Raw genomic sequence first — 14,057 nt, forward strand, 5'->3', positions numbered from 1 at the left:
AAAACATCTCTATTATTTTAGCAAAATGAACAAAGGAAAAAAAGATCGTTGTAAAAAAAATCCAATTTCTCTTTTAATTAATTTTATGATAAACCGTTGCACAATGTGGACACCGGAAGATATCAGCTCCCACTTCTTTTGCACAGAAGGGACAAAGAAAAACAATGTTAGAGCGCGATTTTATTGATTCATTCATTTTATTGATCTGTGGTTCATCAATTGTTGCAATGGGTAGTTGTACGGTCTCAGCAGTTGGTCGAGACTTAATATTAGAACTTTTCAGTTGTTCTAACTCCGCTTCAAGTTCTTCTAATTGTTTTTCAACCTCATGTACATTTTGGAGTGCTTGTTTGACAGAATCCGTCATTTTCCATTCTTCATCAGGCTGCCAAGATTCATAAAACGCCCAGCCAACCTGGTGAATCAATTCTGATAGCTCTTCTTTCTTATTTTTAATGCTCAGATTGAGTCTTCCTACATTCATCACTCGCTGTGATTGATGCCCTGCTTGCTCAAATCCTTTTTGAAACTTATTCTTAATATCGTGAAAAATGTTCAAACACGGTCACTCCCTTATTCTACAGTTGCCTTATACTCATTCATAAAAACAACTGCTAAGTCATACCCAGCAGTTGTTTCATTTTATGTCGAAGAGGGTTCAACCTCTTTACGAAAGTCAAAATCCATACGATTTCTCTGCGACCGTTCGACTCTTAATACATTGGGTAGTTGCTCTATCTGTGTCACAATACGATCCGCTGTAAGTTCATCAATATATAGATAAACATACTTTAATCGTTTCGAAATAAAGTGTATATTCCCCCATCTTCCTAAAGCACGAGCAGCTTTTAAATCCTTCACCCAAACAGCCAAGCCTAATCTTTTTACTATATTCATCTGTTTCGTTTAACTCCTTTTCTACTAGGACTAAATATGGGTGGATTGGACGTCATCTTACACTATGTTATCATGCTGATCGTGGAAGGGCAAATCAACGGCTACAAGATTGATTTCGAGTTTGCTTTTGTAGTTGATTTGAAGGAACTTTGATTGATTCAGATACCGAATGTGCGATAATTAGCGATACCTGATGTAAAAGTTGATCTAACTGCTCTTCCGCCTGCCTGAATTGGGCAATGACTGGATGTGTATTGAGTCGTTGTTGATATTCTTGCGCCTTTGCCTTTGCTTCATGATAATTAGGATGAAAGATGCCAAAGCGTTGAGCCTCAGCAAAGTCATCTTTAACCCGTTGAAACTCTTGCAAGAGCTGTTGCACCTCTGCATGTTCTTGAAGGTGGACTTTATATTTACGATATTCTTTCGCTTCCGTAGAATGATTAATTTGTTCTGCTAAATTTGCAACATCTGCGAAAATACTCGTCATATCGAATCCTTCCATCAGTCTTTCACCCCTTCTTTTTATTGTACCAAAAGAAACTTAAAAAAGCTGCTCTTCTCCATTTTCTACCGTTTGCATAAAAAAAGCCACCTTCATAATCGAAGATGGTCAATGATCTTTTTTCTTACGTTTCTCACGAACAGCTTCTTTTAACAAAAATTCGATTTGCGCATTTACACTGCGAAATTCATCTGCGGCCCATTTTTCAATCATCTCATATAGCTTGGGATCAAGTCGAAGTAGAAATCGTTTTTTCATCGCTGGGTCACGAGTATAGCGAGCCTGTATTAATTACTGGCTGTGCCTCACCATCAGAGACAAGGGCAACCAGCAAGTTGTTCGCCATTGATGCTTTACGCTCTTCATCCAATTCGACGACCCCACTCTTTTCAAGATGTTGCAAGGCTTGTTCAACCATTCCCATTGCGCCTTCTACTATTTTTTGTCTTGCAACAATAACAGCCTGTGCTTGCTGGCGTCTTAACATGGCTTGTGCAATCTCTGGAGCATATGCCAGATGACTAATCCGAGATTCAATGATTTCAACTCCAGCTTGTTCCATACGCTCTTGTAGCTGCTGTCTTAATTGATCAGAAATCTCTTCAGTCATTCCACGCAACGAAAGCTCTTCATGTGATTGCGTATCATAAGGATAGCGACTCGCTAATGTACGAATAGCGGTTTCACTCTGTAATTCAACAAAGTGTTCATAGTCGTCCACGTCAAACAATGCTTTGGTCGTATCGACGACACGCCAAACTACCACAGCACCAATTAAAATCGGGTTCCCATCTAAATCATTCACTTTTAGCTTATCTGAGGTAAAATTGTGGATTTTCAAAGAAATATTTTGTTTACTGGCTAACGGATTTACCCAGAAGAATCCATTTTCTTTCACGCTCCCTGTATACTTACCGAAAAACGTTAATACTCGAGCTTGGTTTGGCTGGATTAAAATAAAACCGCCCAACGAGATAATCAGAAAGATAGAAAGTAAGATCGTCACGACAAACATCGCAGGAATTTCAAATGAAGCACCAATCAACACTAAATCAACAACTGCTAATATTAACCATAAAAATAACATAATAAATCCATTTATCCTATGTGCACGTTTCTCTTGATGATTCATATTTTTAGTACCTCCTTTTGTGTTATCTATATGATATCATATCGATTTCTTTTTGAAAACAAAAAACCGCCTTTTCGGCGGTAAATTAATGAAGAGGAGCATTTGGGATTCGATTTGAACGATCATCGTGATATGCTTCCGATATCTCACTCATTGCTTCGCTCATCTGTCCCTGCTCACCATCCGTAGCTAAATCAGCAATGGCGAGAATTCCAACAAGTTGTTCTTTTTCTACAACAGGTAACCTACGAATCTGGGCATTCCCCATCATATGTGCTGCTTCTTCTAAATTCATTTCAGGAGTTGCTGAGACTAACACAGTTGACATTAATGCCTTTACTTCAGTTGAATTTGGTCTCTTTTCAGCTATACCGCGAACTGCGAGATCACGATCAGTAATAACGCCAACTAGGCGACCTTCATCCACAACGGGTATCAAGCCAACATTTTCATCCCTCATGATGCATGCTGCAAGAAATAGATTATCCGTTGATTGAACAGTTTTTACATCTACAGTCATCACATCTTTTACTTTCATCCGCTCAACTCTCCTTACAAAGGTCTTGATGAGCTTAGGATAACCAGTCCGACAAGGAAACATTCTCCGAATCATATAAACCTTTTCTTTGTTTCATAACAGTTATATGTTCTAGTGCTATTTTTAGATAACATTCGATTGCAATCGTCATCGCCGTTTCATCAATATCAAAAGCTGGATGATGGTGGGGTGCTACAATCTGTTTGCGCTCATTACCAGCTCCAACAAAGAAAAATGCTCCTGGAATCTGTTGAAGATAATAAGCAAAATCTTCACTTCCCATGATTGGTTCCATTCTTAGCACATGATTTTCTCCAACAACATCTTGCGCAAGCCGTTTCACGATCTCACTCTGCTCTTTATGGTTGATTAACGCCGGGTATCCTCGATGAACCTCTAAACGATAAGAAGCATCAAACATTTGACAAGTTGCAGTCGTTATCTTTTCAACTTGTGTCAATAATTCTTGACGTACCTGTGGGTCAAAGCTACGTGTTGTTCCCTTAATTTTACATGTCCCTGCAATCACATTAAAGGCATGACCCCCTTGAATTTCACCCACAGTTACCACACCTGGGTGAAGAGGATTTAGTTGACGGCTAACAATGGACTGCAAATTTACAATGAGATGAGCAGCAATCATTACTGCATCCGTTGCTTCATTTGGTATGCCTCCATGTCCACCTTTTCCAATAATTTCAATCTCAAATCCGTCGCTAGCTGCTAATGCCTCCCCATCAGAATAGCCCACCATCCCTCTGGGAATGGGTGTCCATAAATGCATCCCATAAATTGCCTCGACGCCTTGCAATACCCCTTGCTCAATCATTCGTTGTGCCCCTCCTGGAGGCAATTCTTCAGCAGGTTGAAAAATAAATAAGATATTCCCTTGCAATAAATGGGTTAATTTAGCTAAAATTGTCGCAACGCTCATTAAAACTGCTGTATGGCCATCATGACCACATGCATGCATCACTCCCGGTACTGTTGAGCGATATTCACAATCTTTTTCATCTTGGATCGGTAGTGCATCGAGGTCAGCACGAAAAGCAATGGTCGGGCCAGGTGCTGATCCCTTTAACAGCCCAGTCACTCCATATCCACCAACACCGGTGTTTACCTCTAAACCGAGTGATTGCAGGTGTTTGGCAACCAAATCGGATGTTTTTTTTTCTTTGTTGGAAAGTTCCGGATATTTGTGAAAATGTCTTCTCCATAAAACTGCCTGTGAATATATTTCCTCTATATACGATTTGATTTCCAACATGATCACCTTCATTTTTTCATAGATTTTCATTCGCAGTTCTGTAACTTGCCATTTTACAAAGGAACGTACTATCATGAAGTTATGCAAAAATCGTCGCCTTTTGTCTTATTATAAAGGAGGAGTCATTTATGATTTTTACTGAAGCAAAAACAAAAGGGATTGAAAAATCTTTTGCCCAACTGGAGACAACCATGAAAGGTCTCGGCTTTCTACGGTGGTCTTGGGATTATGAAAAAGTAACCTACGACCTAGAATATAATACAGAAAAAGGAAACTACTATCTACGATTTCCTGGGCGAGTAATCGGTGATAAACAATTGGAACACCCAAAAGCACAAGTTCGCCTTCATGATCCGGTCTTTATTCAACATTTTTTTCCACATGGGGTTGATGATACAGTAGAAGTTCCTTCTGAATTAAACGATCAGGTCATTGCAAAAATTGCCGAAGTCGAAGCAGCCTTAAAGAAATAAACGAATGAGAGGGAGCGTTGAAATTCTCCTCCCTCTCATTCATTATTCTAGATACTCTCTTTAGATGTCATGATGAACTTTTCCAGATTTTGTGACATACATCCTGTACTGCACAAATCATCCTTGTATGAACGAAAAATTATATCTTAAACTTGCTACTCAATAGACATATTCTCTATATTTATTTTCACTATGAGAGAAACATGATTCTCCATATCTCTCAAAAAACAGTTCAAATCTACATCTCCAAATGCAAATTAGGAGGAATTCTTTCAATACTCTAAATACCACATATAAACATCTATTGTTACCTTCAGCAAACAGGACATATTAACCAACGAAAATTTCCTACATTTGATAACACTTTTTACTTAACTCGACGTTCACTTGCTTGATCTTGTCCTTTGGAATCCGTAACATCGACTCCTTCTACCTTTACATTTACCTCGACGACAGTTAGACCTGTCATATTTTCGATTGCTTCTTTTACTTGCTGTTGAAGTTGTCGACAAACTTCATTGATCTTCACACCGTATTCAACGATTACTTTTAAGTCAACAGCCGTTTCTAGCTCACCAACTTCAACATTGACCCCCTTTGTTAAATTTTTGCCACTTACTCGTTTCGCCCAACCTTCTGTAATTCCGGCTGACATACTCGCAATTCCAGGAACTTTACTAGCGGTAAGACCCGCTATAATGGCAACGACATCATCAGCAATCCGCACGACACCTGTGTTTTGTTCTGACATGAGAAATTCCCTTCTTTTCTGACAGAGATTCATATTCATTGTTGAAACATCTTTCCGATTTGAATCATTCTGTCAAATGGAGATGTTTTCTCCATTCTAATACAATAAAGATTCACATTTCAACAAGGAATCAACTAACTTTATAGCCAGCGATTTTGATCATCATTTGAACTTGCGGATGAAGAAGGTTTACTTTATATCCATAATACGTTTTTAAATCAATTTCGATCTCATAGGGGATCAAATACTTTTCTCGGAGCATACGGGTAAATAATTGGTTGGCTTCCACTTCTTCCATGTGAAACTTTCTTATAAAATCATTTTTTATCCAAGTACTCCCATAGCTCTTTCCTTTATTATTTGGGTCCCTATACCATTCATATATCTGAATAACCGCATCATGGATTCTTCGTTCAATCTGTGTAAGATTCTGAAACTGATTAATATTTAGAAATTCAAAAAGATCGTATGCTCGATCACAAAACTTATGCAATTGAGCAGATTTGGATAAACTCTCATCAAAAAGACAAAAGAGCTCTACCTGTTTTCCTGTCACCCAAAGACGGTCAAGAAGCGGTATCATATCTTGGTCAGCACTTACAATCACAAAGCGACGAATCTCTGGTTTTTGATATAATACCTCCATCGCATCGATACATAATTGGATGTCAGCCGCATTTTTCCTGTCACGCCCTTCTTTTCCATTTCCATACACTTGGTGAACATGGACTCGCTTTTTTTGCAAACTCATCATGGAAAGCTCAATCTGCTCGAAGTCGGCATATGCTTCGATCATCCGAATTGAGTCTTTTCCATAGTATTCCTGCAATCTCAAAAAGAGATTATGAGAATCCTCTGGGTGATCAGGATCCATATGATATTTTTTCAATCCATAATAAACGTTCTCTAAATCAATGAAGATTGCTGTATCCTTTAATGAGTCCATCATTTCGCCTCCTTTCAAAAATTTAAGCTTGATGGATTATTTCTCTCTAAAAATCTGTTTTCCTGCTAAAATGATGGAGAGAAATCAGATCTACTATTTCAACGTTTTTACTATTTTCTTACATTTTTAATTTCACTAAGATGAGGTGTCATGTGTGAAAAACAAATGGTTTTATCCTTTGCTTATTCTATCCACGGTTTTTAGCGTGGTGGCTCACTTCTTACTAGCAAATGAGTCCGTTAAATTTATTGCTTCGTGTTTATCATTACTTTTATGGGCAGCACTGTTAGGAAAATCGACTGAAAGTGTAGCGCATTATGCAGGAGAACGCTTAGGAGGACTTCTAAACGCGACTTTCGGCAATGCTGCTGAATTAATTATTGCGATTTTTTTAATCAAAGCAGGCCTGTTTGATATGGTAAAAGCGAGTATCACCGGATCTGTAATCGGTAACTTGCTGCTTGTTTTGGGACTCAGCCTGTTGGTAGGAGGAATGAAATTTAAAATGCAACATTTCAATCCAATTCTGGCGGGTCATAATGCTTCACTGATGATGTTATCTGTGATTGCTCTATTTATTCCGGCTGTTTTTATCAGTGACCTAACTCCTTCCGATATTAATACATTAAGTCTCATTATGGCAGGTTTATTAATCATCGGCTATCTGTTATGGCTTTACTTTTCCTTGTTCACGCATAAAAAAGAGTTAAGTGAAGAATATTTTCTAGCTTCACAAACAGATCAATCAGCAGCGGTACCCATAAAGCAAGAAGAGGATAAAGAAGAACCAAGTTGGTCTCGAAATATTTCATTGCTTTTATTAATTGTTTCTACTGCTTTTGTAGCTGTGCAAAGTGAATGGCTCGTACATAGTGTAGAATCGGTTGCAAAGGCGCTTGGCTGGTCTGAAATTTTCGTAGGTGCTTTCCTCATTGCGATTATTGGAAACGCAGCGGAACATAGTGCAGCTATCTTTTTAGCTGTTAAAAATCGCATTGGAGCTGCAGTGGAAATTGCAATTGGCAGTAGCCTGCAAATCGCGCTTTTCGTTGCACCTGCTCTTGTATTTATCAGTTTGCTTTTTGGATCACAAATGAATCTCGTTTTTACTCCTCATGAGATTGCTGCCATTGCCGTATCGGCTTTAATCGCCAGCTCTATTTCGCGAGATGGATCAACAAACTGGTATGAAGGTGTCCTATTGTTAATTGTTTATGTGATTTTAGGCGCTGCTTTCTTCGTCCTTTAAATCACTGGATTGAAAAGACCTGATGGCAACTTCCACTCCATCAGGTCTTTTTATTGAAAAGCGCACATCATGATTCTCCCCCTACTCCAGGGAGAATCATTGTGTATAAATCAGCTAATTTCCGTTCTAATTCATGAATAATACGTTGCCCTTGCTCGCGGGTAATAAACCCCAGACGAACCGCATAGTCGATCTCACGGGAAAGACCGAACATCTGTGTATCCAACACTTCCTCATAGAGAGGACACTTAGGCAATGTGAGATGCTCGAGTTGGACAGCGATTAACTGCTCGATCTTCTCCGCATCCTCTTTTAACAATTGCACAGCACGTTGTTTTAAATCGGTCTGTGTCGGTGTGGTCACATTACTCCCCCCATCGACCGCTATCGGTCCAATAATCGCTATATTTAGTGTAACATGAAGCCCCATCTCATTGCAAAGAAACTCTTGCATATGACAGACAGATGTCATATTTCCATTTGATATAATAGAGTTGCTACTGATATCTAAATTATTTAAACAAAACGAAAGGAGCTTTTTTGGTGAACTTTCGGCTCGTTAGTACTTGGATCATCATCCTGATCTTAATGGTCTTCCCATTAACTGCATGTAGTGATCTGACAGATCCACAAGAGATCCTTTTTACATTTCTGGATGAACTATTGAGTGGTGATCCTCAATTAATGGGAGATGCACTATCGCTGATCGATAAGAGTAACTCGATTCCTGAACTTCAAACGCTTATCACAAATATGCGTCAATTAAAAGAGCAGAACAATGATGCTGGATATAAAACTGAGACTATATTAGTTGCTGAAAATACAACAAAACCGCAAACAGCGTCTATTTCTAGCCAGTACTTACGAATTCCCGATGGTGGGATTACAGTTGAAGTGGAATTGCAAAAAATAAATGGTGATTGGAAGTTAGAGACAGTCAGTGCAACCAATTTACTCTATAAGCTGGTTAATCCTTCTGTCAGTTTGGACTCAGTACCAACACCTGGAGCTGGCGAATGGCAGGAAGGGCAGATCGATGTCCATGCAAAATTAGCTGAATTATGGTTAATGGAACCTAAAAAATAAACTTGATGGCACTCAAAGACAATCTAGAAGTCGCTTTCTTTTCTGAGAGTCAAGGTTTATGCACTCCGTGTTATTGAAAAGGATGATGGATGCCTCCAATTCATGCTAGAAGTATTCAAGGCGCCACGACTGCTTGCTCAGGGCGGAACTCAGCTATGCGCGTCATAGTGAGACTTGCAGCGTTACCTGCTTAGCAAATGTGCAGACAGAGTACTACCGCCTATTTTTCGCTACACAGTCGTGGCTTTATAGACAAATGCTCCTTACCCCGCATTTGTCCGGTCATTGCAAACCATCTTTGTTGGTCGTTTACTTTAGATTTTCAGGATTAAGCGGTTCTAGATCAGGCACGACAAAGAGTCCATCACGCCGGATACATTCCCCATCAAAGTAGATTTCTCCACCGCCGTAATCGGAACGTTGAATACTGACCAAATCCCAATGGATCGCTGAGCGATTGCCATTATCTGCTTCCTCGTAGGCTTGACCTGGAGTAAAGTGGAAGCTACCGTGAATTTTCTCATCAAACAGAATATCTTTCATCGGATGATCGATATAAGGGTTAATCCCTAAACTAAATTCCCCAATGTATCTAGCTCCCTCATCTGTATCCAGAATCTGGTTGATTCGTTCTGTTTTATTTGCTGACGCCGTCGTAATTTTGCCATCAACCAATTCAAAGCGCACTTGTTCAAAAACTGTCCCAGCATATGGAGATGGCGTATTGATGGTAATCACACCATTTATCGAATCTTTTACTGGAGCAGTGAAAACTTCTCCATCAGGGATATTAAACTCACCCGCACATTTTACAACAGGAATACCTTTAATGGAGAATTGCAAATCTGTTCCTGGGCCAACTATATGTACCTTATCCGCTTGTTCCATTCGCTTGACTAAAGCATCCATCGCTAGACTCATCCGCTCATAGTCGAGGTTACATACACGGAAATAAAAGTCTTCAAATGCAGGGGTACTCATATCTGCCATTTGGGCAAAAGAGGAACTGGGGTAACGCAATACAACCCATTTTGTATTTTTTACTCGCTGTTCACTATGTACCTGATGACTAAAGGTACGCATATATTGTTTGAGTTTTTCATCAGGTACATCTTGTAACTCAGCATCACTATTGCTACCACGAACGCCTATGTAACAATCCATCTGTTTCATTTTGTAGACTGAATAGTCAGTCCATAGATGAACATGTGGTTCAGATGTCCCTAATAACAATTGACGATGAACAAGCTGATCATGAAGCTGCACATGTGGATACCCACCTACACGATATATCTCTTCAATAAGTGCAAGAACCAATTCACGACCTTCACCAAATAGATCAATCAACACATTTTCACCTGGTTGTACACGACAAGAATGATGAACTAATAACTTTGCTAATTCGATTACCCTAGAATCTCTCATCGTTTGCCTCCCTATTTTGCCAATATTTCTATTTTATCACATCCTGCATTCTTTTCCTATGTGAGATTTGGGAACGGAAATTCGCTCTTTTTAGTAGTTAAACAGTTAACATTACTTCATATTTATGCTGATCAGCTCGATAAATACACTTTGTATATTCTAAAACCTCATCATTTGCCTGATAAGCTGTTCTACAGAATAAGAGTGCCAATGTTCCAATCGGCATTGAAAATAGCTTTGCTTCCTCTCGATTTAGTTGAATCGGCTCAATGGTTTGTCTTGCCCAATGAGGAGCTGCAAAGTAATGCTCCTTTAAGACATCATATAATGAATTTTCTTCAATCATTGCTGGTTCTAATTTCCTGAATCGCTCACCATTTAACCAAACTCTTTCTAAAGCATAAGGCTCATCATCAACATAGCGCATTCGAACCAATTCGATTACTTGGGCAACCTGTTGCTCCAATTGGAGTTGCTTTCTAAGCAATCGGCTCGCAGGAACTCTACGAAAAGAGAGTAGTTTTGTCTGGACATCAAATCCTCGTCCCCGCATCTCTTCTGTAAAGCCAAGTAACTGGTTAAGCTGATGAACAGGCTTTGGTTTTGCAACATACGTTCCCTTTCCCTGTTCACGGTAAAGTATCCCAGCACGTACCAAATCCATAATCGCTTTTCGAACGGTCATCCGACTAATTCCATGATATTCTGAGAGTTCTCTCTCAGGAGGAGCCATATCCCCAGGGATCAACTCCTCATTCTCGATCATCTCTAATAAAATTTCTTTTAGTTGGTAATAAAGGGGTAAAGGACTTTTTTTATCTACTTTACGCATGCTTTGCACCTCTTAATGGTGACATTTCATTGTATCAATATAGCAAAATAGCCCATTTCTTACTAGAAGACTTTTTGCATTAATTACTTGGAATTTTTAATTGCGATGCTGCCTCCTCATCGGCAACGATTGTAACATGCGGATGGTGTTTTAATATAGAAGCAGGCAATTGATTATGAACCTCTTCTTCAAACAAGCGTCGAAGAACAGTCGCTTTTTTCACTCCATTTACTAATAGTAGGATTGATTTGCTTTTCATAATGGTACCAATGCCCATTGTTATCGCATATCTAGGTACTTCATCAATCGAATGAAAAAATCGTTGATTTGCTAACCGCGTAGACTCAGCTAATTTCACAATATGTGTTCTAGAAGAAAACGAGGTACCTGGTTCATTAAATCCAATATGACCATTCTGCCCAATCCCTAATATTTGCAAGTCTACTCCATCTAAACGCTCAATTAACTGCTCATAGCGTTCACACTCTTGTTCAAGATCGTCAGCCAAACCATTTGGTATATGAGCTTGATGCTCAGGCAGGTCAATCTTCGAAAAAAGATGTTGTTGCATATAGTAATGATAACTATTTGGATGATCTTTCGCTAAACCAACGTATTCGTCTAAATTAACTGTTTGCACAAGTTGGTAAGAGGTCCCATGTTGTTGATGATCTTTACATAGTAGCCGATAGATGCCTTCTGGAGTACCGCCAGTTGCTAAACCAAGTGTGCTATTAGGTGATTTTTTGACTATTTGGATGATCTTTTGACTCGCTACTTCACAGAGTTGTTGATAATCTTTGACTTGAATAAATTGCATTCTCTCTACCTCATTTCGTTCTTCGTTTCAGCTTGTTAAAATAGGTCAATTATTTTTTATCCGCGGTTTGCTTCACTCTACTGTTTTTTCAAAAGCCAACTCTCCACGACAATATGTTTGGACAATTTCATATTGATCATTCAACACAACAAGATCAGCGTCTTTACCTTCTGTAATTGAGCCCTTTCTGTCTAATCCTAATTCTTTTGCTGCATTCTGACTCGCCATTTGCACTGCTTCTAAAAGAGAACACCCTGTAAAATGAATGATGTTACGTAGTGCCTGATCCATTTTCAAAATACTTCCAGCAAGTGTTCCATCTGCTAATCTTGCACTCTCATTTGATACTTGCACGTCTTGACCACCTAAGTCATATATACCAGGTTTTAAACATTTGGCACGCATTGCATCTGTAATGAGTATCGCTCGCTTTGAAGTTAACAGACGATATGCGAAATCAATCATCTCTGACCGAGCGTGAATTCCGTCTACGATCATCTCTACCATCAGTTCAGGGGATAATAGCGCTCCTCCAACTACCCCAGGCTCACGATGGTGTAAACCTCTCATACCATTAAATAAATGCGTAACATGAGTTGCACCGTGCTCAACCGCTTGTCGAACTTCTGCATAGCTAGCATTTGAATGACCAATTGAAGCAATGACCCCTGTCTGTTGGAGATAAGAGATGAGCTCAAGCCCTTCTCCTTCTTCAGGAGCTAATGTGACTAACTTAATCTGTTGTCGTGCTTTTTCTTGCCATTTCATGAAAGAATCAACATGGGGAGAGAGAATATATTCTAAAGGCTGGGCACCTGCTCGCTCTTTTGAAATAAACGGCCCTTCCAAATGAATTCCTACACATTCCGCAAGACCAGAGTGCGGTTGCTGTTCTATATAATCTGCTGCATTTTCCAATGCCTGATCAATGGCAGCAGATTCTTGAGTAATCGTTGTTGCCAAAAAAGCAGTTGTTCCTTCTTTGGGAAGAGCAGTAGCCATTGTGGTTAATGCTTCCATAGTACCATCCATCACATCGCTTCCTGCTGCTCCATGTATATGAACGTCAATCATTCCAGGAACCACCATATAGTGAGCAGGGAGTTTGATCTGTGGAACTGACTGATCAGTCGGAAGCTGCTGCTGCTGACCATATCGTTTAATCTGACCCGCTTCGATTTCAATATAGCCTTGTTTCAAAATTTGCTTGTCTGTTACAATTTGAGCGCCTGATAAGATAAATCGTTGATTGTCCATTGGCGATGCTCCTTTCATTATATGATCACGACAACTAGATGTATAGACCAATTTTCTCGAAAGATAAGTACTCACTCATCTTTCTTCCCGACCCATTTCCATGCTTGATTGCTTTTCCTTGAGTGATTGATAAATTCGATCTGCTTGGAGGATATCTTCTAACAGCCATTTTGGAAAGTCCTTAAATTCTTCAATCCATTCCTCAAGGCTTTGATTATGCGGGCAACCTGTTTTTGTTCGCAATTCTTGTACTGTTTGTTGATCCCAGTTTGTATTGGAATCTTTTAAAATACAAATTTCATTTAATTGTGCAGGGGTTAATAGATATTTTTTTTCATGTTCAGGCAGAAGATCAGGGGTTTTAGGATTTAAATCGATATCGTCAATTGTAAAATGAGGATCAAATTGAACCGCTGGATCTCCCTTTGAAGCCTCTACAATAAATTTTCCAATATGTCTACGTAGCTTCTTCTCTGTTACTATTTCCAAATGATACAAAAAATCATCGACATACATTTTCCCAATTTGAAGTCCAATCTCTTCTAACAGTTCTCGATTGAGCGCTTTCTCTACATCGAACAACTGAAAAGATCTTTTTCCTGATTTTTTCTTTGTTGCTGGTTTGGTTATACCAACACGTTCTTTTGCTTCTACTTTTCCACCTGGCAAGTCCCAACCCTGTGTATTTTCATTCCATTCATTCTCTGGCTTTCGCAATAAAATAATCTGACCTTTGTTGTTGTAACAAAAAGCTTTTGTGACAAATTGATCTTTATAAAGCCGAGTATTCCTCCGCGTTGAAAGTATACTTTTCAGTTTTTGAATTGATTTTTCCATTATTCTGGCTTGATGAAAAGAGAGAGCCACTACTTTTCATCA

At 39.2% G+C, this 14,057-nt stretch carries 18 protein-coding genes; 3 read left to right on the plus strand and 15 right to left on the minus strand.

Annotated elements, in window-relative coordinates; all coding sequences use genetic code 11:
- Window positions 1–73: 73 nt before the first annotated feature.
- The 7 genes from BUB71_RS06425 to BUB71_RS06455 all read right to left on the minus strand — a co-directional run bounded on the left by BUB71_RS06425 (window position 74) and on the right by BUB71_RS06455 (window position 4,426).
- Window positions 74–559, minus strand: coding sequence for a hypothetical protein (locus tag BUB71_RS06425; protein ID WP_073153991.1), 486 nt, complete (start codon window positions 557–559; stop codon window positions 74–76).
- 83 nt (window positions 560–642) lie between these two features.
- A complete protein-coding gene (locus BUB71_RS06430; RefSeq protein WP_073153992.1) occupies window positions 643–897 on the minus strand; it encodes a DUF2129 domain-containing protein in 255 nt (84 codons plus the stop codon).
- Window positions 898–991: 94 nt separating this feature from the next.
- Window positions 992–1,402: a YlbF/YmcA family competence regulator gene (locus BUB71_RS06435; RefSeq protein WP_073153993.1), complete on the minus strand. Its 411-nt coding sequence runs from the start codon at window positions 1,400–1,402 to the stop codon at window positions 992–994.
- 108 nt (window positions 1,403–1,510) lie between these two features.
- Window positions 1,511–1,660: a type II toxin-antitoxin system antitoxin gene (locus tag BUB71_RS06440; RefSeq protein ID WP_073153994.1), complete on the minus strand. Its 150-nt coding sequence runs from the start codon at window positions 1,658–1,660 to the stop codon at window positions 1,511–1,513.
- Window positions 1,661–1,667: 7 nt separating this feature from the next.
- A complete protein-coding gene (locus BUB71_RS06445; RefSeq protein ID WP_073153995.1) occupies window positions 1,668–2,534 on the minus strand; it encodes an SPFH domain-containing protein in 867 nt (288 codons plus the stop codon).
- Window positions 2,535–2,619: 85 nt separating this feature from the next.
- Window positions 2,620–3,072 (minus strand): CBS domain-containing protein, encoded by a 453-nt coding sequence (locus tag BUB71_RS06450; protein ID WP_073153996.1) that lies wholly within the window; start codon window positions 3,070–3,072, stop codon window positions 2,620–2,622.
- 34 nt (window positions 3,073–3,106) lie between these two features.
- The gene (locus BUB71_RS06455; protein WP_245815536.1) at window positions 3,107–4,426 is read right to left on the minus strand and encodes a M20 metallopeptidase family protein; all 1,320 of its coding nucleotides are present in this window, start codon (window positions 4,424–4,426) and stop codon (window positions 3,107–3,109) included.
- 41 nt (window positions 4,427–4,467) lie between these two features.
- On the opposite strand from BUB71_RS06455, the gene BUB71_RS06460 reads away from it, so the two are divergent.
- Window positions 4,468–4,812 (plus strand): YugN family protein, encoded by a 345-nt coding sequence (locus BUB71_RS06460; protein WP_073153997.1) that lies wholly within the window; start codon window positions 4,468–4,470, stop codon window positions 4,810–4,812.
- Between the two features lie 367 nt (window positions 4,813–5,179).
- Here BUB71_RS06460 and BUB71_RS06465 read toward each other — a convergent pair whose 3' ends face one another.
- A complete protein-coding gene (locus BUB71_RS06465; RefSeq protein ID WP_073153998.1) occupies window positions 5,180–5,563 on the minus strand; it encodes an Asp23/Gls24 family envelope stress response protein in 384 nt (127 codons plus the stop codon).
- Window positions 5,564–5,693: 130 nt separating this feature from the next.
- Window positions 5,694–6,512: an NYN domain-containing protein gene (locus tag BUB71_RS06470; protein ID WP_084731186.1), complete on the minus strand. Its 819-nt coding sequence runs from the start codon at window positions 6,510–6,512 to the stop codon at window positions 5,694–5,696.
- 151 nt (window positions 6,513–6,663) lie between these two features.
- On the opposite strand from BUB71_RS06470, the gene cax reads away from it, so the two are divergent.
- Window positions 6,664–7,758, plus strand: a complete 1,095-nt coding sequence (gene cax / locus BUB71_RS06475; protein WP_073154000.1) for a calcium/proton exchanger — start codon at window positions 6,664–6,666, stop codon at window positions 7,756–7,758.
- 67 nt (window positions 7,759–7,825) lie between these two features.
- Here the strand turns inward: cax and BUB71_RS06480 are convergent, their stop codons facing one another.
- A complete protein-coding gene (locus tag BUB71_RS06480) occupies window positions 7,826–8,122 on the minus strand; it encodes an Fpa/YlaN family protein (RefSeq protein WP_073154109.1) in 297 nt (98 codons plus the stop codon).
- A gap of 179 nt (window positions 8,123–8,301) precedes the next feature.
- On the opposite strand from BUB71_RS06480, the gene BUB71_RS06485 reads away from it, so the two are divergent.
- On the plus strand, window positions 8,302–8,844 hold the full coding sequence (locus tag BUB71_RS06485) for a hypothetical protein (RefSeq protein WP_073154001.1): 543 nt from the start codon (window positions 8,302–8,304) through the stop codon (window positions 8,842–8,844).
- Between the two features lie 309 nt (window positions 8,845–9,153).
- Here BUB71_RS06485 and BUB71_RS06490 read toward each other — a convergent pair whose 3' ends face one another.
- The 5 genes from BUB71_RS06490 to BUB71_RS06510 form a co-directional block, all read right to left on the minus strand.
- Complete coding sequence (locus BUB71_RS06490) at window positions 9,154–10,269, minus strand: aminopeptidase (protein WP_073154002.1); 1,116 nt, start codon at window positions 10,267–10,269, stop codon at window positions 9,154–9,156.
- A gap of 97 nt (window positions 10,270–10,366) precedes the next feature.
- Window positions 10,367–11,101 carry a GntR family transcriptional regulator gene (locus tag BUB71_RS06495; RefSeq protein WP_073154003.1) on the minus strand — a complete coding sequence of 245 codons (735 nt, stop codon included), beginning with the start codon at window positions 11,099–11,101 and terminating at the stop codon, window positions 10,367–10,369.
- Window positions 11,102–11,180: 79 nt separating this feature from the next.
- Window positions 11,181–11,921 (minus strand): glucosamine-6-phosphate deaminase, encoded by a 741-nt coding sequence (nagB, locus tag BUB71_RS06500; protein WP_073154004.1) that lies wholly within the window; start codon window positions 11,919–11,921, stop codon window positions 11,181–11,183.
- A 72-nt stretch (window positions 11,922–11,993) separates the two neighbouring features.
- Window positions 11,994–13,178 carry an N-acetylglucosamine-6-phosphate deacetylase gene (gene nagA, locus BUB71_RS06505; RefSeq protein WP_073154005.1) on the minus strand — a complete coding sequence of 395 codons (1,185 nt, stop codon included), beginning with the start codon at window positions 13,176–13,178 and terminating at the stop codon, window positions 11,994–11,996.
- Window positions 13,179–13,253: 75 nt separating this feature from the next.
- Window positions 13,254–14,045, minus strand: a complete 792-nt coding sequence (locus tag BUB71_RS06510) for an NUDIX hydrolase (RefSeq protein WP_073154006.1) — start codon at window positions 14,043–14,045, stop codon at window positions 13,254–13,256.
- Window positions 14,046–14,057 lie beyond the last annotated feature (12 nt).

Origin of the sequence: Seinonella peptonophila (genome assembly GCF_900129355.1) — a bacterium.
Lineage (GTDB): Bacteria > Bacillota > Bacilli > Thermoactinomycetales > Thermoactinomycetaceae > Seinonella > Seinonella peptonophila.